Below are 19,722 nucleotides of genomic sequence, written 5' to 3'. Positions count from 1 at the left end.
GGCGGCGGTAGGGGCGGCTACTGCTCGAGCGGACGGCAGGAGCAGTGCTCGGGCGACCAGGCGGCCCGGGCGAGGGCGAGGTCGCCGATCGGGTTCACTCCGGGGCCTGCGGCCAGAGCGTGCGCCGCGAGGGCGTGCAGGCACTTGACCCGGACAGGCATGCCTCCGGAGGAGATGCCGGCGATCTCGGGGACCGCGCCGATGCTCTCGCGATCGGCGAGGAACGCCCGGTGGGCCGCCTCGTAGGCGGCGCGGAGCTCCTCGTCCTCGGCCAGCAGGTCGTTGTACTCGACCATCACCTGCGTCGCCTCGAGCTGCGAGATCGCGGCGGTCGCCGCGGGGTGGGTGAGGTAGTAGAAGGTCGGGAACGGGGTGCCGTCGGACAGGCGCGGGCTCGTGGAGACCACCGTGGGGTCGCCGCAGATGCAGCGCGCGCTGATCCCGACGACGTCGCGGGCGGGGCGGCCCAGCTGGGCGGAGACCACGGCGATGTCGCGCTCGGTGGGCGGATCGAAGGGGGGCGTGGTCACGGGGAGCTCCAGGGGACGTGCGGACCGGGCGGAACGACCCAGTGTACGGGCGATCCTGGCCCGACCGGCCTCAGGGGGCGGGGACGGACTCCACAGCGTCCGGCGCGAGCTCGTCGGTGCTCGGGTCGCCGAGGCCGGCGACGGCGAGGGAGGCGAGCAGCGAGCCCGCCCAGTCCGACGCCGTCTCCTGCACCGAGTCGCTCGCGGGCTGCTCGGCCTGCTGGGCGACGGCGATGTCGTCGAGGACGAGGTAGCTGACCTCGCCCGGCATCACGAAGTACAGCCGCTCGCGCGCCTGAGCCCGGATGTACGCCGGGTCGGACCAGCGCGTGCGCTCCTCGTCGAGGTCCTGCGACTGCGTCTTCGCCTCGTCGACCGAGCGCTGCAGCTCCGAGATCTCGGCGCGCTGCTCGACGAAGTTCTTGATGCTCGGCGCGAGGACGACGACCGCCAGGATCATGATGCCCATCACGAGGAGGGTGAAGCCCGAGCCGCGCACTCCCGCGATCCACGCGGAGGACGGCGCGGCGGGCGGCTGCTTCGGGCGCGCGGGCCGCGATCCACCGGGCGCGGGTCGGCGCGGCGGCGTCGCCTGAGGCCGCGCGGTGCCGGACGCCGGCGAGGGCTTCGCGGAGGAGGACGTGGAGGCCGAGGCCTTCGAGGGTGAGGCCTTCGACGGCGACGCCTTCCCCGGCTCCGAGGGCCGGCGCGGAGCGTTCGCCGGAGCGGCGGGACGACGGGGCGGACGGGCCATGGGCTGATGCCTCCTCGAGCGGAACAGCGGTGCCGGACGCCGGCGGGAACGGGAGCGGCCCCGGTGCCGGCACCTGGGTGCGGGCTCCGGGGCCGGTCCGGCGGGGAGAGACTACGCGGTGAAGCGCGGGAAGGCGGAGCGACCCGCGTACGTCGCGGCGCCTCCCAGGATCTCCTCGATGCGCAGCAGCTGGTTGTACTTCGCGACGCGGTCGGAGCGGGCGGGGGCACCCGTCTTGATCTGACCCGCGTCGGTGGCGACGGCCAGGTCGGCGATGGTCGTGTCCTCGGTCTCACCGGAGCGGTGCGACAGGATCGCGGTCATGCCGGAGCGCTGCGCGAGGGCGACGGCGTCGAGGGTCTCGGTGAGCGTGCCGATCTGGTTGACCTTCACCAGGATCGAGTTGCCGGCCTTCTCGGCGATCCCCTTGGCGAGGCGGATCGGGTTGGTGACGTAGAGGTCGTCGCCGACGATCTGCACCTTGTCGCCGATCTCGGCGGTGAGGTGGGTCCAGCCGGCCCAGTCGTCCTCGGCCAGCGGGTCCTCGATCGAGACGAGCGGGTAGTTGGCGACGAGGTCGGCGTAGTAGGCGGAGAGCTCCTCGGCCGAGAGCTTCTTGCCCTCGAACGCGTAGGCCCCGTCCTCGAAGAACTCCGAGGAGGCGACGTCGAGCGCCAGGCCGATGTCGGCGCCGGGGGTGAAGCCGGCCGACTCGACGGCCTTGAGGATGAAGTCGAGCGCCTCGCGGTTGGTGGGCAGATCGGGGGCGAAGCCGCCCTCGTCGCCGAGGCCGGTGGCGAAGCCGGCCTTCTTCAGCTGCGACTTGAGCGCGTGGTAGATCTCGACGCCCCAGCGCAGACCCTCCGAGAACGACTCGGCGCCGAGCGGCACGGCCATGAACTCCTGGATGTCGACGCCGGTGTCGGCGTGCGCGCCTCCGTTGATGATGTTCATCAGCGGGACGGGCAGGGTGTGCGCGTTCGGGCCGCCGACGTAGCGGAAGAGGTCGAGATCGGCCGACTGCGCGGCGGCCTTGGCGACCGCGAGGCTCACGCCGAGGATCGCGTTCGCGCCCAGGCGCGACTTGTTCTCGGTGCCGTCGAGCTCGATCAGCTCGGCGTCGACGAGACGCTGGTCGGTGGCGTCGAAGCCCTCGATCGCGGGGCCGATCTCGTCGATGACGGCGTCGACGGCCTTCTGCACGCCCTTGCCGAGGTAGCGGCCGGCGTCGCCGTCGCGCAGCTCGTAGGCCTCGAAGGCGCCGGTCGACGCGCCGGACGGGACGGCCGCTCGCGAGGACGCGCCGTCCTCGAGCAGGACCTCGACCTCGACCGTGGGGTTTCCACGGGAGTCCAGAATTTCTCGGGCGACGACTGCCTCGATAAGGGCCACAACTATCTCCTCTTGACGGGTGGGCTCCCAGGAGGACCGGGAGCGGTCGGGAAGGAGTCTACTGACCGCCCTTGAACGGCGCGGGAACGCAGAGCGCCCATAGACTCCCAGGGCCCGCACCGCCCGGAGACCGGAGGAGAACCGTGACCACGACCGCCGCCGCCCTCGTCGAGAGCCTCACCGAGGTCGTGCCCGACTTCCCCAAGCCCGGCATCCTCTTCCGCGATCTCACTCCCGTCTTCGGTGACGGCGCGGCACTGCGAGCGGTCGCCGACGAGCTGATCGAGCCCTACCGCGGCCGGATCGACGCGATCGCCGGAGTCGAGGCGCGCGGGTTCCTGCTCGCCGCCGCGGCCGCCTACTCGGCCGGACTGGGCGTCGTGACGATCCGCAAGCCCGGCAAGCTCCCGCGCGCGGTGCTGCGCGAGCAGGCGACGCTCGAGTACGCGTCGACGACTCTCGAGGTGCACCGCGACGCGATGCCCGCCGGCTCGCGCCTGCTGCTCGTCGACGACGTGCTGGCCACCGGCGGCACCCTCGACGCGAGCTGCCGCCTGATCGAGCGGGCGGGCTGGCACCTCGAGGGCATCGCCGTGGTGATGGAGCTCGACGGCCTCGGCGGGCGCGACCTGCTGGCCCGGCGCCGCATCGACGCTATCGTCACCGTCTGACGCCTCCGCCCGGCTCCGTGACGTCCCCGAAGAGGGCAGGTCGTCAGGACAGGGAGAGCGACATGCGCGAGAGCACGAAGGTCTCGATGACCTGCACCACCATGTAGAGGACGAGCGAGACGCCGGTCACCAGGACGACCGCCGACCAGACGTCGTCGAACCGCGCCTGCGCCGACCAGGCCGAGATCGTTCCGCCGATGCCGTTGCCGGTCGAGAGCCACTCCGCGAGCAGCGCACCGGTGATCGCTCCGGGGACCGAGATGCGCACCGCCGCGAAGAGCGAGGGCAGGGCTCCGGGGATCGCGACCTTGCGGATGGCGGTGAAGGTCGAGCCTCCGTAGACCGACACGACGTCGAGCATCTGTGGGGAGGCGTTGCTCAGGCCGAACGCGATCGTCACGAGCGCCGGGAACAGCACGACGATGCCTCCGACGACGGCCACCGAGGCGATGGTGCCCTGCCCGAAGACGAGGATGATCAGCGGCGCCATCGCGATGAGCGGGACGGAGCGCAGCAGGAGCGCGAAGGGCATCAGCGCGTGCTCGATCCCCTTCGAGAGACGGAACAGGATCGCGACGACGATCGCCGCCGCGAGACCCGCGGCGAAGCCGATGAAGGAGTCCCACATCGTCACCGCGAAGAGGCCGCCGAGATCGGCGCGGTGCGCCGCCGCCTCCTCGTCGGTCACGAGGTGGTTCCAGACGTCCCACGGCCCCTTGATCACATAGGGCGAGACGCCGCTGAAGACGATGATCCCGATCCAGATGGCGAGCACGATCACGACGGTCGACAGGGCGATGAGCGCGCTCTTGCGCAGGCTCTTCAGCGTCGCCCCGAGGGCGGCGTTGCGCAGCTGACGGCGGAGCTCGTCGACCGCGAGGATCGAGGTCTCGGTCGACTGGACGGTGCGGTCGCTGGTGGTGGTCATGGTCAGGCTCCCTTGCCAGAGGACCAGGGGGCGACGAAGCGCCCGATGAGTCCGACGATCCCGTAGCCGAGCAGCGCGACGCCCGCGCAGAGCAGGAACAGCGCCCAGACCCGCGGCGAGTTCAGCGACACCTGGGCCGCCACGAGGATCGGGCCGACGCCCGTCTCGATCTTGCCGAAGTACTCCCCCAGGATCGCGCCGAGGAACGCGGCGGGGACCGCGATCTGCAGCGCCGACAGGATGTTCGGCAGGGCGGCGATGAGGCGCACCTTGCGCAGCTGGGTGAGGCGCGTGCCTCCGTAGACCGTGACGACGTCGAGGGACGCCTTGTCGGCGGCCTTCAGACCGAGGAGGCTGCCGACGACGGTGGTGAAGAACACCGAGAGACCCGCGAGGAACACGGCCGTCGCGCTCGGCTGCCCCGGCGCGTCCGCGCCCCCGAGGATGAGGAGGACGAGGGTGCCGATGGCGACGATCGGCACGCAGTAGGTGACGACGGCGAGCTGCGAGACGACTCCCTCGAGCCACGGCACGACGAGCACGAGGGCCGACAGCACCAGGGCGATGAGGTTGCCCCAGAAGTAGCCGACCGCGGCCTCGCCGATCGTGACGGAGAAGTTGCGCCAGTAGAAGCCGAAGCCGTCGTCGATCGCGACCTGCACGACCTGGACGGGCGTGGGCACGGCGGCGTAGGTCGTGCCGGCCGACGGCGCGGTGACGAGTGCGATGACCCACCAGACGACGACGATGCCGACGACGCCGAGCAGACCCGACGCCCAGGGCGGCATCGAGAAGGCGCGCCGCTCGGTGGACTTGGCGGTGGTTGCGAGGGCCACGACGACGCCTAGTGGTCGTCCGCGGCAGCGCCGCCGGAGCCGAAGAGCAGCTCGGAGGCCTGGTCGACGTAGGCGTGGAACTCGGGGGTGCGCTGCATCTCCGGCGTGCGCGGACGCGGCAGGTCGATCTCGATGATCTCCTTGACCCGTCCGGGCCGGGGGCTCATCACCGCGACGCGGTCCGACAGGAAGATGGCCTCCGAGATGCCGTGGGTGACGAGGAGGGTCGTCGCCGGCTTCTCGGTCCAGATGCGCAGGAGCTCGAGGTTGAGCTTCTGGCGGGTCATGTCGTCGAGCGCGCCGAACGGCTCGTCGAGCAGGAGCACCTCGGGCTTGAGGATGAGGCAGCGGGCGATCGAGACGCGCTGGCGCATGCCTCCCGAGAGCTGCGCCGGCTTGGCCTTCTCGAACCCGCGGAGGCCGACCAGGTCGATCAGCTCGTCGATGTAGGACTGGTCGACCTGCTTGCCCGCGATCTCGAACGGGAGGCGGATGTTGGACATCACGCTCCGCCAGGGCAGCAGCGCGTGGTCCTGGAACGCGATGCCGAGCTTGTTGTCGCGGCGCAGCTCCTTCGGGGTGCGACCGTCGACCCGGATGGAGCCCGAGGTGGGCTCCTCCAGCCCCGCGAGGATGCGGAGGATCGTCGACTTGCCGCAGCCCGAGGGGCCGAGGAGCGCCAGGAAGCTGCCCTGGTCGGTGTGCAGGTCGGTGTCCTGCAGTGCCGTGACACTGCGGGCGCCCATCCGGAACGTCTTCGACAGGCCGTGGATCTGGATGCCGGTGCCGCCGGCACCCTGATCGCTCAGGGTGCCGGCGTCGGTCGTCTCGGTCACGAGTGGTGCCCTTCGTGGAGGTGGATCGTGCGGATCAGGCCGTGTAGTCGACGAGATCGGGGTTCTCCTCGTAGACCTCCGCGAGGAGGCTCATGTCGAACAGGTCGGAGGCCTCGATGTCGATGCCGGCGCCCGCGAGCGAGGCGATCGTCTCGGACTGGAGCTCGTCCGAGATGGTGAAGAGGCCGTTGGAGGCGGTCTCGTCCGAGACGACGAGCTCCTCGGCCTGGATCGTCGCGCCCTGCTTCGAGGCCGCCTCGTCGAGGCCGAGGTCGGCGCCGTAGGTCTCGATGGCGAGCATGGCGCCCGCCTCCGGGTCCTTGACGGCGTCGGACCAGCCCTTGATCTCGGCGACGAGGAACGCCTTGAGCGCGTCGCGCTTCTCGGCGATCGACTGGTCGGTGACGGTGAAGGTCTCGGCCACGAAGGGGAGGCCGTTGTCGGCGAAGGGCAGGTTGACGACCTCGTAGCCCTCGTTCGCGACGGTGATCGCCTCATTCGTCAGGTAGGCGATGAAGCCGTCGACCGTGCCGTTGATGAGGACGGAGGGGTCGTACTCGACGGGGACGACGGTCAGGTCGGACTCGGAGAGGTCGTTCGCCGCCAGGAGGGCCTGGAAGAGCGACGTGTTCGAGGCCTGCACGCCGATCTTCTTGCCCGCGAGGTCGGCGGGAGTGGCGATGTTGCCGGCGGTCGCGATCGAGAGGACCGTGAAGGGGTTCTTCTGGTAGGTCGCGCCGATGATCTTGAGCGGCGCCTCCTGCTGGGCGACGACGGTGCCGACCGAGACCGCGTCGCTGAGGGCGACGTCGGCCGAGCCGGAGAGCAGCTCGGCGGTGCCGGTCGAGGGTCCGGCGGTGAGCGTGACCGACGAGAAGCCCGCGTCGGTGTAGTAGCCCTCGGAGTCGGCGAAGAACTCGCCCGAGAACTCCTCGTTCTTGATCCAGGACAGCTGGACCTTCAGGGTGCCGAGGTCGGCGCCCTCGGCGGATCCGCCGGCCGACGCGGACGAGTCGTCGGAGGCGCAGGAGGCGAGGACGGTGACACCGCCGATGGCGAGGCCTGCGACTCCGGCCATGCGGAACAGGCTGCGGCGGTCGAAGTTCGGCGCGGTGCGGAAGGGCGACAGGGTCAAGAGGACTCCTCGGGTCGGTGCGTCAGCGCTGCTGCTGTGACGCTGAGCTGCTGCTGTGATGCGGGGGCTGGAGTGCGCGGGTCGCGACGGGGTGCCCGTTCAGGCGCGCCAAGTCGCGCCGATCGGGTGCCTCGACGCTATCCTCGGGAGATTTCTCGGGTGTGTCCGCAGATTTCGCGGGGATTAAGGCTCTCACGGATCCGCCAGGATCCCGACCGCCCGACCGCGCCGCCCCGGCGGATCGGGTGAGACGACTCTCAGCCCGCCGGCACGGGGTCGGCGGTCAGCCGAGCGGCTTGAACATGAGCCCATCGACCCGGTCGGCGTCGCGGGGAACCACCGCGAACCGCGTGAACCCGGCGGCGGCGGCGCGATCGAGCAGCGGAGTGAGGTTCTTCGAGCGGCGCTCGAGCCGCACCCGCGAGCCTGCTGCGATCAGCTCCTGCTTCAGGGCGAGCAGCAGCTCGGGAGCCGCGTCGCGCTCGTGCACCAGCACGACCGCGTCGGGGCGCTCGTCGGCGGGCACGTCGATCAGCTCGACGATGCGCTCGAACCCGATGGAGAACCCGCAGGCCGGGACGTCCTGGCCGAGGAAGCGCCCGATCATCCCGTCGTAGCGCCCGCCGCCGCCGACGGAGGAGCCGGACGAGGGGTGGGCGATCTCGAAGATCGTCCCCGTGTAGTAGCCCATGCCGCGCACGAGAGTGGGGTCGAACCGCAGGCTCACCCCGGCCGGCAGGGAGCGCAGGGAGCGGGCGAGCGTCTCGAGCGCGAGCACCGCCTCCTGGTCGATGCCCTCGGGCAGGATGCCGAGGATCGCCGACTCGTCGAGCTCCACTCCCCCGGCGGCGACGGCGCTCTCGATGCGGGCGAGGTAGCCGCCGAGGACGGCTGCCGCGTCGGCGCCGTCGGCCTCGAGCTCCCCGACGACGCCGCTGGCGCCGATCTTGTCGAGCTTGTCGATCGAGATCAGCGCCGGCCCGAAGCGCTCCGGTGCGAACCCGCAGTACTCGAGGATCCCGGTGAGGATGCGGCGGTCGTTGATGCGGATCGTGCAGTCGCGCAGGCCCAGCGTGTCGAGCGCCGCCGCCGTCGCCGTGATCAGCTCGACCTCGGCCAGCTGCCCCGGCTCGCCGATGATGTCGATGTCGCACTGCACGAACTGGCGGTAGCGGCCCTTCTGCGGCCGCTCGGCACGCCAGACCGGAGCGATCTGCACGGAGCGGAACACGGTCGGCAGCTCGGAGCGGTGCGTCGCGTAGAAGCGCGCGAGCGGCACGGTGAGGTCGAAGCGCAGGCCGAGGTCGGCGAGCTGCGCGGCGTCGTCGGAGGCGGCGGCCGAGGCGAGATCCTCGTGCGAGAGTCCGCGGCGCAGCACGCTGAACGCCAGCTTCTCGTTGTCGCCGCCGAGGCCGGAGTGCAGCCGGTCGAAGTCCTCGACCACCGGGGTCTCGATCTCGTCGAAGCCGTGCGCGGCGTAGACGCGGCGGATGACTCCCAGCGCGTGCTCGCGCTTCGCCTTGTCGGCGGGGAGGAAGTCGCGCATGCCGCGGGGCGGGGTGATCGGTGAGGCCATGCCTCGATTCTCCCAGACCGTCGTGCGACGCCCCGGCGTCGGAGGCGTCGGCTAGGCTCGCCGCGCTCGCGCGACCGGGGGAAGCGCGAGCGGGAGGCTCGACGATCAAGTGGGGGGACCGATGGACATCCGGCGGCAGAGCGGCGAGGGCATCGTCGCAGAGGGGGTCTCGCGCGCGTTCGGCTCCGTTCACGCGGTGCGGGACGCGAGCTTCGAGGCGCGTCCCGGCGAGGTGACGGCCCTGATCGGCCCGAACGGGGCCGGGAAGACGACGCTGATGCTCCTGCTCGCGACGCTGCTGCGCCCCGACGCCGGTGTCCTGCGGGTGGCCGGTCACGATCCGGTCGACGATCCGGCGGCCGTCAGGGCCGCACTGGGCTGGATGCCGGACGTCCTGGGGTCGTGGGCGAGCCTCACCTCGCTGGCGACCCTCCGCACCACCGGGATGCTCTACGGGATGACGCGCGAGGCCGCGCAGTCGCGGGCGGGGCAGCTGCTCGTCGACGTCGACCTCGTCGAGTTCGCCGACCGCCCGACCCGCGTGCTGTCCCGCGGGCAGAAGCAGCGGTTGAGCCTCGCCCGGGCGCTGGTGCACGACCCGTCGGTGCTCGTGCTCGACGAGCCAGCCTCGGGCCTGGACCCGGGAGCGCGGATCGCGCTGCGCGACCTCGTGCTCCGCCTCGCCGACGAGGGGCGGACCGTGCTGGTGTCGAGCCACGTGCTCGCGGAGCTCGACGAGATGGCGACCGCGGCGGTGTACCTCGACGCCGGTGCGACGGCGTCGAACGAGGCGGTCGCGAAGGCGGCCCGGTCGCTGCGCGCCTGGCGGATCGATGCGGTGGCGCCGCGCGGCGCCGCCCTGGCGGCCGCGGTCGAGGAGCTGACGGGAGTGCGCGTCCGCGTCGACCGCGACGCCGTGCTCGTGCCGGTGGCCGACGACGCGGCCGCGGCGCACCTGCTCGGCCGGCTGGTCGCCTCCGGAGTCTCGGTGAGCCGGTTCGCCCCGGCCGTCGGCGAGCTCGAGCACACCTTCTCGGATCTGACCCGCTCGGCTCGTCCGTCCGCGGCGACGGAGCACGGAGGGGACGCACGATGAGCACCGACACCGCGGCCCGACCGCTGCCGTTCCTGCGCGGAGTGCGCATCGTCCTCGAACTGGAGCTGGCCCAGAGGGTCAGGGGGACTTCGTCGTTCGTGCTGCTCGGGCTGTTCTTCGTGCTCGTCGGCGCCGTCACCGGTCTGCTGGTCGTCGCGACCGGGGTGCTCTCGGGCAGCGGCGCCGTCGTCGGCGGCTGGATCTTCTCGGTCCTCGTGTACTTCGTGCTGCTGCTCGGGAGCCTCGTCACCCCCGCGCTCTCGGGGACCGCCGTCAACGGCGATCGCGACGCGGGCACGCTCGCGACGACGCAGGTCACGCTGGTGACCACGGCTCAGCTGGTGCTGGGCAAGTTCGCCTCGGCCTGGCTGGTGGCGCTCGCGTTCCTCGTGAGCACCGTGCCGTTCCTCCTGATCGCCGTGGCGGTGGGCGGGGTCTCGCTCGTCACCGCCTCCGTGTCGGTGCTCGTGCTCGCCGTGCAGCTCGGGGTGGTCGCGGCGGTCGGAGTCGGGCTGAGCGGCATCCTCGACCGGCCGCTGATGTCGGTGGTCACCACCTACCTCGTGGTCGCCGCACTGAGCATCGGATCGCTCATCTCGTTCGGGCTGCTGACTGCGGTCACCACGTCGACCCAGCGGACGGTGTACTCCGACTCGACGGAGCGCGAGGGCGACGACGGCTACTACTGCGGGGACGACTACGAGATGCAGGTCGCCCGGCCCGACTACTACTGGGGGCTCCTCGCGCTGAACCCGTTCGTGGTGCTCGCCGACGCGGTCCCTGCGGAGTTCGGCGAGTACGGGCAGCCGAACGACCTCTTCGGCGGCATCTCGCTGCTGGTGCGGCAGGCGCAGATCGCGCCCGATCTGCTGATCGAGGTCGACTGCGAGGATCCGATCAACTACCCCACGTCGACCTCGGTCGACGAGGTCTTCGACCGGACGGTGCCGTCGTGGTTCGTGGGGCTCGGGCTGCAGCTCGTGCTCGCGGTCGGGCTCCTGCTCGGGGCGGTCCGGCGGACCGCGACGCCCGCGGCGCGGCTGCCGCGCGGGCGCCGGGTGGCCTGAGCGGGCTGCGCGACCGCGGCTCGCGGAAGAGGCTCCAGGGCGGCTACTCCGGGCGGCGCTCCTGCTCGACGGCGCGGATCTCGTCCTGCAGATCGCGGGTCGCGACGCGGAGGGCGCGCTCGGCGTCGAGACCCTGCGCGCGGGCGGAGGCGACGATCGCGAGCAGGAGCGGGCCGAGATCCTCCTCGGAGTCGATCGGCAGCGGGCCCTCCCCCGCGTCGACGATGCCGAGGGCGGTCGCCTTGCCGATCACCTTGTCGGCGAGGGCGAGTGCGGGCATGCCCTGGGGGATGCCGTCGAGCACGCTCGTGCGATGCGGCTTCTCGACCTTCTTCAGCTCGTCCCAGACGGCGATGACGTCGTCGGCGGTCTCGGCCGTGGCGTCCGCGAAGACGTGCGGGTGCCGGCCGACCATCTTGGCGTTCATGTGCGCCGCGACGTCCTCGATCGTGAACGGCTCGGGGCCGTCGGCGGCGAGATCGGCGTGGAAGAGCACCTGGTAGAGCACGTCGCCGAGCTCCTCGACCAGATCGGCACGGTCGCCGGCCTCGATGGCGTCGACCAGTTCGTGCGACTCCTCGATGAGGTAGCGCACGAGCGACTCGTGGGTCTGCTCGGCGTCCCACGGGCAGCCGCCCGGGGCGCGGAGGACGTGGACGGTGGCGATGAGCTCGTCGAGCCGGGGGTGCGCGGTCACCGGGCCATCCTCGCACCCGCTCCCCGCGGTCAGGGCCGCGCCAGGCGGCCGCGGGCCACGAGGAGGCAGGCCGCTGCCACGAGCGGGACGCCGGCGAGGAGGAGGGGCGAGGCGAGCAGCGCGACCGCCGCGCCGGCGCTCACCAGTGCGCCGGCGAGGTTCCAGAGCACGACCATCGCACCGGCTCCGTCGCCGATCGGGAGCGGCACCGGCGAGAGGAGCGCGGGCGGCAGTGCACCCCGCGTCGCGTCCATCGCCCGTGCGGCGACCGCGACGACCGCCACTGCCGCGGCGGGCGCCAGGGCGGCGGCTCCCGGGAGGGCGGCGGAGGCTGCGATCGCACCCGTCACCGCGAGGACGACGGCCAGCACCACGGGCAGCACCCCGTGCAGCAGGAGCAGCTCGAACGGAGGCGGCGCGACGAACGCGGTCTGCCCGGCGGTGTCGGCGGCGTGCCGGAATCCGTCGGCCCACACTCCCGCGCCGAGGTAGGCGAGGATCCCGGCGGCGGTCGCGGGGATCGCGAGCAGCGAGGGTGGCGCGACGGATGCGAGCGCGACGGCGACTCCCGCACCGAGGAGGGCGAGGGCGGCCGCTCCGGAGCGTCCGGGCGTCCGGAGCGCACCGACAGCGTCGCGCACCACGAGCGCGAGCGGGAAGGGGGCGATCCGGACAGCGGCGAGGCTCCTGCCCCGGCGAGGGAGGGCGCGGTAGCCGGTGAGCGACTCCGCGAGATCACCGGTCGCCGTGCTCCGCCGCGCCGACTCCCACCGCAGGGACTGGGACAGCAGAGCGGGGCCCGAGGCCGCATCGAGCAGGCGCGGTGCCGCGGGGACGGCGAGCGCGGCGAGGGCGACGGAGGCGATCATCGCCCCGACGGCAGCCGACGACGGCCGGGCCGCCGCGACCGCGAGCAGACCACCCGGTGTGACGGGAGCGAGCGCAGGGGGGAGGACGACGGCCACCACGGGCAGCGCGAGGACCCCGGCGAGCGCCGTGGCGCGCGACGGCGGAAGGCACTGCCCCGCGAGCCAGGCGACGGTGACCAGCACGGCGAAGGCCGCGCCGGCGAGCGCCGCGATCACCGGTGACGAACCCGTCGCGACGGCGACCGCGACCGCCGAGACGGCACCGGCGAGCACGACTCCGGTCGCCGACACGATCACGGACCGCCGGAGCACGAGCCAGCGGCGCACGTCGGTCTCGAGGAGGACCGCCGTCGGGTAGGGCGCGCCGACCGCCGGCCCGCGCGCACGACCGAGGAGGACCGCCGCGGGGAGGGTCGCCCCGGCCGCGATCGCGAGGAGCCCGACGAGGTCGACCCCCGCGAGCGCGCTGCTGACCAGCGGGTCGCCGAGGGCGAGCACGAGCGCACGGAGCACCGGCAGCACGACGACGAGCAGCGTCATCGCGGCGAGATAACCGGAGTAGGCGCTCCCGCTCCCCGCCCCGTCGCGAGAGCGGTGGACCGCGCGGACGGCCGCCACGCGGGAGGCGTTCACGGACGCCCGAGCTCGAGCACCCGGGTCGCCACCGCCTCGACGATCACGGGACTGTGGGTCGCCACGAGCACCGCGCGGTGCGCCGACGCCTCCCGCAGCACGCGGGCGACGAGCGGTACCCGATCGCTGTCGAGGCGCTGCTCCGGCTCGTCGAGCAGCAGCACCTCCGACGGCCTGGCCAGCACGAGCGCGAGCGAGAAGAGCTGCGTCTGCCCCGACGACAGCTCGTGGGGGAAGCGGCGGCCGAGCGGGGTGAGACCGAGGGCGTCGAGCCCCTGCTCGGCGCGTGCGCGCGCCTGCGCGACTCCCTCGCCCCACGACACCGCCACCATCGCGAGGTGCTCCTCGAGCGTGAGATCGCGCTCGAACGGAGGCGCCTGCACGAGCGCGGCGACCGCCCGCCGGTGCCGGCCCGACCGCTCGTCGGCGGGGTGCCCCGCGACGACGGCGCTGCCTGCAGTCGGGCGGAGGAGCCCGGCGACCACGCGGAGCAGCGTGGTCTTGCCGCTGCCGTTCGGCCCGGTCACCGCGACGGTCTCGCCCCGCTCGACGCGGAGGGAGACCGGGGCGAGGAGCACTCCCTCCGGAGTGCGCACCGACACCCCGCGCAGATCGACCGACGGCCCGCTCCAGGGCGGAGGAGGCGGGGTGCGGCGGACGGCGAGGAGCGGGGCCATCTCCCCATCCTCGACCATCGCCGCGAGGGGGCGCTGCTGCGTCCGTGCCGCGCCCCGGAGTCCACATCCCGCGGTCATCGGCGCGAAACACGACCCGGCTAGCGTGTCGACGGGTGCGCCGCGCACCCAGGAACAGGATCACCGTGCCCGACACCACTGCCCTCGACCGGGGCGCGCCCCCGAGCGCCGAACTGCACATCCACATCGAGGGGACCATCGAGCCCGAGCACATCGTCGAGATGGCCCGCCGCAACGGCGTCGCGCTGCCGACCGAGGATCTCGACGCCCTGCGCGCCCGCTACTCGTTCACGGACCTCGGCTCGTTCCTCGAGCTGCACTACTCGAATCTGACGGTGCTGAAGACCGAGCAGGACTTCTTCGAGCTCGCCACCGGCTACCTCGACCGGGCGAAGCCCGCGAACGTGCGCCGCGCCGAGATCTTCTTCGACCCGCAGACCCACCTCGGCAACGGAGTCCCGCTGGAGGTGATCATGGGCGGACTGACGCGCGCACTGGAGCGCAGCGAGGAGACCCACGGGATCTCGACCGACCTCATCATGTGCTTCCTGCGCGACCTCGGCGCCGATGCGGCCGACGAGATGCTGACGGCGATCCTCCCCTACCGCGAGCACATCATCGGCGTCGGCCTCGACTCGAACGAGGTCGGCTTCGGGCCAGAGCTCTTCGTCGACGTCTACGCGCGCGCCGCGGCGGAGGGTCTGCGGCTCGTCGCGCACGCCGGAGAGGAGGGCGGCCCCGAGACGGTCGCCCAGACGGTCGAGCTGCTCCGGGTCGAGCGGATCGACCACGGCATCCGGGCGATGGAGGATCCCGCCGTCGTCGCGATGCTGCGGACGGAGGGCATCCCGGTCACGGTCTGCCCGCTCTCGAACGTGGCCCTCCGCGCCGTGGACACCATGAAGGACCATCCGCTGCCGGCGATGCTCGAGGCCGGGCTGATCGCCACGGTGTCGAGCGACGACCCGCCCTACTTCGGCGGCTACGTCGACGCGAACTACCGCGCCCTCGTCGAGGAGCTCGGCATGGACGACGCGCAGCTCGAGCAGCTCGCGCTGAACTCGTTCGACGCGGCGTTCATCTCAGAGGCCGACCGCGAGCGCTGGAAGGCCGAGGTCAGGGCGCACTTCGGGCACTGACCCACGGGGCTCAGGCCGGAGGCCGGGCGTGGTCGTCGACGTCGGGCTCGGCCCGGGCGACGTCGGCGACCTCCTCCTCGGGCCGGGGCGCGACCGTCTCGTCCTCCTCGAGCTCGGGGATGCTCGACTCGCCGGGGGCGGGGACTCGGAGCGGGGCGGGGTGCTCGTCGGGTGTCGTCATGGCGGATCCTTCGTTCGTGGGCTCAGCTCGCGACGGCCGCGGGCTCGGGAAAGAGTGCCTCGAGGAGCGCGCGCACCCACTCGATCAGCGCACGGTCGCCGAGGGGGACGCCGTCGAGCACGGGCATCGGCACGACGACCGCGTTGGCCTGCTGCAGGTACTTCGCGGTCGGGTACATGCGGCGCAACCGCACCTGGATCGAGTCGGCGAGGTGCGCGGGGGCGACGCGCACGTTCGAGCCCATCGCGACCACGTCGCTCAGGCCCGCGCTCTGAGCCCGCATGCGCAGGCGCGAGACCAGGATGAGGTTCTCGACCGCCTCCGGGAGCTCGCCGTAGCGGTCGGTGAGCTCCTCGACGACCAGCTCGATGCTCCCCTCCTTCGCGGTCGGCGACGAGGCGGCCGACAGCTTCTGGTAGGCCTCGAGGCGCAGCCGCTCGCTGTCGACGTACTCCTCCGGGATCCGGGCGTCGACGGGCAGCTCGAGGCGCAGCTCGGTCTGGCCCTCGGCGACCTCGCCGCGGAACGTGTCGACGGCCTCGCCGATCATCCGCAGGTAGAGGTCGAAGCCGACGCCCTGGATGTGACCCGACTGCTCGCCTCCCAGCAGGTTGCCCGCTCCGCGGATCTCGAGGTCCTTGAGGGCGATCTGCATGCCGCCGCCGAGATCGGAGTTGGCGGCGAGGGTCTGCAGCCGGTCGTGCGCCGTCTCGCTGAGCGGCTTCATCTCGTCGTAGAGCAGGTAGGCGTAGGCGCGCTCGCGCCCGCGACCGACCCGGCCGCGCAGCTGGTGCAGCTGCGAGAGCCCGTACTTGTCGGCCCGATCGACGATCAGCGTGTTGGCGTTGGGGATGTCGAGCCCGGTCTCGACGATGGTCGTCGAGACGAGCACGTCGAACTTGCGCTCCCAGAAGTCGACGATGATGCGCTCGAGCTGCGATTCGCTGAGCTTGCCGTGAGCGACCGCGATGCGCGCCTCCGGGACGAGCTCGGCGAGCTGGGATGCGACCCGGTTGATGGTCGAGACGCGGTTGTGCACGAAGAAGACCTGCCCCTCGCGCAGCAGCTCGCGGCGGATCGCGGCCGAGACCTGCTTCTCGGAGTACGGCCCGACGAAGGTGAGGATCGGGTGCCGCTCCTCGGGAGGCGTCGCCAGCGTCGACATCTCGCGGATGCCCGTCACCGCCATCTCGAGCGTGCGCGGGATCGGCGTCGCGCTCATCGCGAGGATGTCGACGTTCTTCTTCAGCGCCTTCAGCTTCTCCTTGTGCTCGACGCCGAAGCGCTGCTCCTCGTCGATCACCAGGAGCCCCAGGTCTTTGAAGACGATGTTGTCGCTCAGGAGGCGGTGCGTCGCGATGACCATGTCGACGGTGCCGTCGGCCAGGCCGTCGATCGTCTCCTTCGACTCCTTCGCGCTCTGGAAGCGGCTGAGGGCGCGCAGGTGCACGGGGAAGCCGGCGAAGCGCTCCTGGAAGGTCTCGAGGTGCTGGCGCACGAGCAGGGTCGTCGGCACCAGCATCGCGACCTGCTTGCCGTCCTGGATCGCCTTGAAGGCGGCGCGCACGGCGACCTCGGTCTTGCCGAAGCCGACGTCGCCCGAGAGGAGCCGGTCCATCGGGATGGGCCGCTCCATGTCGGCCTTCACCTCGTCGATGACGGTGAGCTGGTCGGGAGTCTCGGCGAAGGGGAACGCCTCTTCCAGCTCGCGCTGCCAGGGGGTGTCCGGCGGGAAGGCGTGCCCGGGCGACGCCATCCGCGCGGAGTAGAGCTTCACCAGCTCGACCGCGATGTCGCGGACCGCGCGCCGCGCCTTGCTCTTGGCCTGCGCCCAGTCGCTGCCGCCCATCTTGCTGAGCGCCGGCGCCTCGCCTCCGACGTAGCGCGAGAGGAGGTCGAGCTGGTCGGTCGGGACGAGGAGCTTGTCGCCCGGGAAGCCGCGCTTGCTGGGCGCGTACTCGAGCACGAGGTACTCGCGGCGGGTCTTGACGGCGTTGCGGCCGCCGCTGGACACCTCGCGCTGCGACAGCTCGACGAACCTGCCGATGCCGTGGGTCGCGTGGACGACGTAGTCGCCCGGCGCGAGCTGCAGGGGGTCGACGACGTTCTTGCGCCGCGAGGCGAGCTTCTTCACGGCCCGGGAGTCGTAGCCGACCGTCCGCCCGTAGAACTCGGTGTCGGTGAGCAGGGCGAGCTTCGCCTCCTCGACCTCGAAGCCGTGGTCGACGGACGCCTGCAGCACGTAGGCGAGACCCGGCTCGAGCTGCGCGGGGAGGTCGGCGACGATGCGCGCCGCGATCTCGTGCTCGGCGAGGACCTGATCGGTGCGCTCGACCGTGCCGAGGCCGGGGGCGGTGAGGACGACGCTCCAGCCGGCGGCCAGCCGGGAGCGGACGTGCGCGAGAGCGCCCTCGACGTTGGCCCCGAACCCGGGGACGGGCTCGCCGTCGACGCGCACGGCGAGGATCTCGTCGATGCCCAGCTCCTCCGGCAGGACCTCGGCCTCGCCCGCGGCCGGCCCCTGGCGGAAGGTGCTCATCGTCCACCACGGGTGGTCGGGGGCCGCGGCGCCGGGGGCGCTGAACTTCACGGCGTCGCGGAGGGCGCCGAGCGAGATGAACTCGCCGGACGCGAGGTCGATCGGGGCCTCGGCCCCTGCGGTGGCAGCGCTCCAGGCGGCCTGCAGGAACTCGCGGTTCGTCTCGGCGAGGCTGATCGCGCGGGTCGCCACGCGCTCCGGCGCGAGCACGGCGACCGCCGCCCCCTCGGGGAGGTAGTGCGAGATCGGGACGAGGCGCTCGAGCAGCGCCGGCGCGAGCGACTCCATGCCCTCGACGGGGATGCCCTCGGCGATCTTCGCCAGCATCGCCGACAGGCTCGGGAACTCGTGCAGCATCTCGCGGGCGCGCTGGCGCACGGCAGGGACGAGCAGGAGCTCGCGGCTCGGCGGCAGGGTGACCGACTCGGACTCGCCGGGGAGCGAGCGCTGATCGGCGACCGAGAAGCCGCGGATCGAGTCGACCTCGTCGCCGAAGAAGTCGACGCGGCTCGGGTGCTCGGCCACCGCCGGGAACACGTCGAGGATGCCACCGCGCACCGCGAACTCGCCGCGACGGGTGACCATGTCGACGCGGGCGTAGGCGAGATCGACCAGCTCGGCGGCGATCCGGCCGAGGTCGTAGCCGCGTCCGCCCTTCACGAGGCGGATCGGCTCGATGTCGGCCAGGTTGTCGGCGACCGGCTGCAGCGCGGCCCGCACGGAGGCGACGACGACGAGCGGCCGCTCGCCCGACCACTGCTTCATGCGGCGCAGCGCGTCGAGACGGCGGCCGACGATCTCGGCGCTCGGGCTGAGCCGCTCATGCGGGAGGGTCTCCCACGCGGGGAACTCGACGACGTCGGCGCCGGGCAGCATGCAGCCGAGCGATGCCCGGATGTTCTCGGAGTCGCGCCCCGTCGCGGTGACGACGAGCGCCGCCTGCGGGCGACCGGCCTCGGCACGGCGCTCGAGGAGCCCGGCCAGGAGGGGCACGCGGAGGCCGTCGGCCACGGAGAAGTCGGCATCGCGCACCGAGTACGCGAGAGCGTCGTCGAACGCGGAGGCGCGCGAAAGCGCCGAGATGATCTCGTTGAGGGGCACGGAGGCGATTTTACCGCGGACATCCGACACCGGCCCGTCGGGCCGGTGTCGGATGTCCGGATTCGCCGGTCCCCGCCCGGCGGATCCGCAGTCGGCTCGGTCACGTGGGGCGTTCCGCAGAGCGGGTCTCGTCGGCTGCTCCGAATCGCTTGGCACGCGATTCGGAGTCGCGCCTCTGCCCCGCGCGTGCGGCCGTCCGGTTCGCTCGCGCGTGGCTGCCGGCCCCTCACTCCCGCGTGCTCCGCCGGGTCCGTGTGCTCTCCGGGGAGTGCAGCGTTCCATCCGTCCGGAACGGTCGAGTCGAGGGAGGGGAGGGGACCGTTCGTGACGAGTCGGAGGGGCGGGTCAGGCGGGTGGGGCCGGCCAGAGGGGGCGGGAGCGGGCGGAGGCAGCGAGGAGAGGGGCGGCGTCGAGGGAGGTGACGGTCTCGGGGATGCCGCGGGCGGGCCACTCGACGGCCACGCGGAGGGTCGGGAGGGGCGGCAGGGGCCAGAGCCAGACGTCGCGCGACCAGGTGTCCATGAAGACGGAGGGACGGCCCCCGCCCTCGAGGACCGGTCCCGCGGGCCGCGCATCGACGATGTCCTCGGCACCGGCCCACGGAGACTCGTCCTGGGTCGTCACGGTGCGTCCGTCGACGAAGGCGACTCCCCAGCGCAGACCGTCGGGGGCGAACCGCTCGTCGAGCTGTCCGCGGCCGTGCGCTCGCTCGAGGTACTCGAAGACGCGCTGCCGGGCGCGGCGACCCGTGTCGGCGACGCGCACGGTCAGCCGGAGCAGGACGCCCTCGTTATAGCAGCGCGCGGACTCGAGCGCGACGACGGTCGTGGCGGAGCGGCCCAGCTCGTGGTCGAGGAGCACGAGCCCCGGTGCACGGTGCCACGGCGGACCGGTCCAGGCCGGCAGGTCGAACGGGGGCAGATGGTCGTCCTCGTCGTACGGACGCGGCTCGACGTCTCGGAAGAACGACTCGCTCATGGAAGCCCCCTCGCCTCGGTCGCTCCACGGTACCGTCGGGGCGCTCGACGCAGGCTTCTGGGGGACGTG

Annotated in this window: 19 protein-coding genes; 5 read left to right on the top strand and 14 right to left on the bottom strand. The window is 72.4% G+C overall.

Going from position 1 to position 19,722, the window contains the following annotated elements; translation table 11 throughout:
• Window positions 1-17: 17 nt before the first annotated feature.
• The gene (locus B9Y99_RS13870) at window positions 18-530 is read right to left on the bottom strand and encodes a DUF501 domain-containing protein (protein ID WP_085477132.1); all 513 of its coding nucleotides are present in this window, start codon (window positions 528-530) and stop codon (window positions 18-20) included.
• Window positions 531-600: 70 nt separating this feature from the next.
• The gene (locus tag B9Y99_RS18865; RefSeq protein WP_165759632.1) at window positions 601-1,029 is read right to left on the bottom strand and encodes an FtsB family cell division protein; all 429 of its coding nucleotides are present in this window, start codon (window positions 1,027-1,029) and stop codon (window positions 601-603) included.
• Between the two features lie 106 nt (window positions 1,030-1,135).
• On the opposite strand from B9Y99_RS18865, the gene B9Y99_RS18860 reads away from it, so the two are divergent.
• On the top strand, window positions 1,136-1,291 hold the full coding sequence (locus B9Y99_RS18860; protein WP_165759631.1) for a hypothetical protein: 156 nt from the start codon (window positions 1,136-1,138) through the stop codon (window positions 1,289-1,291).
• A gap of 104 nt (window positions 1,292-1,395) precedes the next feature.
• Here B9Y99_RS18860 and eno read toward each other — a convergent pair whose 3' ends face one another.
• Window positions 1,396-2,676 (bottom strand): phosphopyruvate hydratase, encoded by a 1,281-nt coding sequence (gene eno / locus B9Y99_RS13860; RefSeq protein WP_085477130.1) that lies wholly within the window; start codon window positions 2,674-2,676, stop codon window positions 1,396-1,398.
• A gap of 143 nt (window positions 2,677-2,819) precedes the next feature.
• Here eno and B9Y99_RS13855 point away from each other — a divergent pair, with 143 nt between their 5' ends.
• Window positions 2,820-3,347 carry an adenine phosphoribosyltransferase gene (locus B9Y99_RS13855; RefSeq protein ID WP_085477129.1) on the top strand — a complete coding sequence of 176 codons (528 nt, stop codon included), beginning with the start codon at window positions 2,820-2,822 and terminating at the stop codon, window positions 3,345-3,347.
• Between the two features lie 43 nt (window positions 3,348-3,390).
• On the opposite strand, the gene B9Y99_RS13850 is transcribed toward B9Y99_RS13855, so the two are convergent.
• The 5 genes from B9Y99_RS13850 to hisS form a co-directional block, all read right to left on the bottom strand.
• Window positions 3,391-4,275 (bottom strand): ABC transporter permease, encoded by an 885-nt coding sequence (locus tag B9Y99_RS13850; protein ID WP_208856956.1) that lies wholly within the window; start codon window positions 4,273-4,275, stop codon window positions 3,391-3,393.
• A 2-nt stretch (window positions 4,276-4,277) separates the two neighbouring features.
• Complete coding sequence (locus tag B9Y99_RS13845) at window positions 4,278-5,111, bottom strand: ABC transporter permease (RefSeq protein ID WP_244274916.1); 834 nt, start codon at window positions 5,109-5,111, stop codon at window positions 4,278-4,280.
• 8 nt (window positions 5,112-5,119) lie between these two features.
• Window positions 5,120-5,857 (bottom strand): ABC transporter ATP-binding protein, encoded by a 738-nt coding sequence (locus tag B9Y99_RS13840; RefSeq protein ID WP_085477427.1) that lies wholly within the window; start codon window positions 5,855-5,857, stop codon window positions 5,120-5,122.
• 124 nt (window positions 5,858-5,981) lie between these two features.
• Window positions 5,982-7,082: an ABC transporter substrate-binding protein gene (locus B9Y99_RS13835; RefSeq protein WP_244274914.1), complete on the bottom strand. Its 1,101-nt coding sequence runs from the start codon at window positions 7,080-7,082 to the stop codon at window positions 5,982-5,984.
• A gap of 283 nt (window positions 7,083-7,365) precedes the next feature.
• Entirely contained in the window at window positions 7,366-8,658 is a 1,293-nt protein-coding gene (gene hisS / locus B9Y99_RS13830) for a histidine--tRNA ligase (protein WP_085477128.1), read from the bottom strand.
• A gap of 121 nt (window positions 8,659-8,779) precedes the next feature.
• On the opposite strand from hisS, the gene B9Y99_RS13825 reads away from it, so the two are divergent.
• Both B9Y99_RS13825 and B9Y99_RS13820 read left to right on the top strand, forming a co-directional pair.
• Window positions 8,780-9,754 carry an ABC transporter ATP-binding protein gene (locus B9Y99_RS13825; protein ID WP_085477127.1) on the top strand — a complete coding sequence of 325 codons (975 nt, stop codon included), beginning with the start codon at window positions 8,780-8,782 and terminating at the stop codon, window positions 9,752-9,754.
• Window positions 9,751-10,821, top strand: a complete 1,071-nt coding sequence (locus tag B9Y99_RS13820) for an ABC transporter permease (RefSeq protein WP_085477126.1) — start codon at window positions 9,751-9,753, stop codon at window positions 10,819-10,821. Before B9Y99_RS13825 ends, B9Y99_RS13820 begins: the two co-directional genes overlap by 4 nt.
• 43 nt (window positions 10,822-10,864) lie before the next feature.
• Here B9Y99_RS13820 and B9Y99_RS13815 read toward each other — a convergent pair whose 3' ends face one another.
• Genes B9Y99_RS13815 through B9Y99_RS13805 form a run of 3 tightly spaced genes read right to left on the bottom strand, consistent with a single transcriptional unit; the run spans window position 10,865 to window position 13,697 of the window.
• Window positions 10,865-11,518, bottom strand: a complete 654-nt coding sequence (locus B9Y99_RS13815; RefSeq protein WP_208856955.1) for a nucleoside triphosphate pyrophosphohydrolase — start codon at window positions 11,516-11,518, stop codon at window positions 10,865-10,867.
• Between the two features lie 29 nt (window positions 11,519-11,547).
• The gene (locus B9Y99_RS13810; RefSeq protein WP_085477125.1) at window positions 11,548-13,020 is read right to left on the bottom strand and encodes a hypothetical protein; all 1,473 of its coding nucleotides are present in this window, start codon (window positions 13,018-13,020) and stop codon (window positions 11,548-11,550) included.
• A complete protein-coding gene (locus B9Y99_RS13805) occupies window positions 13,017-13,697 on the bottom strand; it encodes an ABC transporter ATP-binding protein (protein ID WP_085477124.1) in 681 nt (226 codons plus the stop codon). The genes B9Y99_RS13810 and B9Y99_RS13805 overlap by 4 nt, the downstream gene beginning before the upstream one ends.
• A 143-nt stretch (window positions 13,698-13,840) precedes the next feature.
• On the opposite strand from B9Y99_RS13805, the gene B9Y99_RS13800 reads away from it, so the two are divergent.
• Complete coding sequence (locus B9Y99_RS13800; RefSeq protein ID WP_085477123.1) at window positions 13,841-14,854, top strand: adenosine deaminase; 1,014 nt, start codon at window positions 13,841-13,843, stop codon at window positions 14,852-14,854.
• Window positions 14,855-14,864: 10 nt separating this feature from the next.
• Here B9Y99_RS13800 and B9Y99_RS18855 read toward each other — a convergent pair whose 3' ends face one another.
• The 3 genes from B9Y99_RS18855 to B9Y99_RS13790 all read right to left on the bottom strand — a co-directional run bounded on the left by B9Y99_RS18855 (window position 14,865) and on the right by B9Y99_RS13790 (window position 19,653).
• Complete coding sequence (locus B9Y99_RS18855; RefSeq protein WP_165759630.1) at window positions 14,865-15,035, bottom strand: hypothetical protein; 171 nt, start codon at window positions 15,033-15,035, stop codon at window positions 14,865-14,867.
• A gap of 22 nt (window positions 15,036-15,057) precedes the next feature.
• Window positions 15,058-18,675, bottom strand: coding sequence for a transcription-repair coupling factor (mfd, locus tag B9Y99_RS13795; RefSeq protein WP_085477122.1), 3,618 nt, complete (start codon window positions 18,673-18,675; stop codon window positions 15,058-15,060).
• 345 nt (window positions 18,676-19,020) lie between these two features.
• Window positions 19,021-19,653 (bottom strand): hypothetical protein, encoded by a 633-nt coding sequence (locus B9Y99_RS13790; protein WP_085477121.1) that lies wholly within the window; start codon window positions 19,651-19,653, stop codon window positions 19,021-19,023.
• Window positions 19,654-19,722 lie beyond the last annotated feature (69 nt).

It is taken from the genome of Rathayibacter oskolensis (assembly GCF_900177245.1).
GTDB lineage: Bacteria > Actinomycetota > Actinomycetes > Actinomycetales > Microbacteriaceae > Rathayibacter > Rathayibacter oskolensis.
Note: the sequence above shows the minus strand (reverse complement) of the source record. Positions and strands in the feature narration are given on the sequence as shown.

Excerpts from the sequence above, each read along its gene's own strand:
- B9Y99_RS13805 (WP_085477124.1), bottom strand. The coding sequence starts at position 13,697 with ATGGCCCCGCTCCTCGCCGTCCGCCGCACCCCGCCTCCTCCGCCCTGG.
- B9Y99_RS13820 (WP_085477126.1), top strand. The coding sequence starts at position 9,751 with ATGAGCACCGACACCGCGGCCCGACCGCTGCCGTTCCTGCGCGGAGTG.
- B9Y99_RS13825 (WP_085477127.1), top strand. The coding sequence starts at position 8,780 with ATGGACATCCGGCGGCAGAGCGGCGAGGGCATCGTCGCAGAGGGGGTC.
- hisS (WP_085477128.1), bottom strand. The coding sequence starts at position 8,658 with ATGGCCTCACCGATCACCCCGCCCCGCGGCATGCGCGACTTCCTCCCC.
- B9Y99_RS13790 (WP_085477121.1), bottom strand. The coding sequence starts at position 19,653 with ATGAGCGAGTCGTTCTTCCGAGACGTCGAGCCGCGTCCGTACGACGAG.
- B9Y99_RS13850 (WP_208856956.1), bottom strand. The coding sequence starts at position 4,275 with ATGACCACCACCAGCGACCGCACCGTCCAGTCGACCGAGACCTCGATC.
- B9Y99_RS18855 (WP_165759630.1), bottom strand. The coding sequence starts at position 15,035 with ATGACGACACCCGACGAGCACCCCGCCCCGCTCCGAGTCCCCGCCCCC.
- B9Y99_RS13840 (WP_085477427.1), bottom strand. The coding sequence starts at position 5,857 with ATGGGCGCCCGCAGTGTCACGGCACTGCAGGACACCGACCTGCACACC.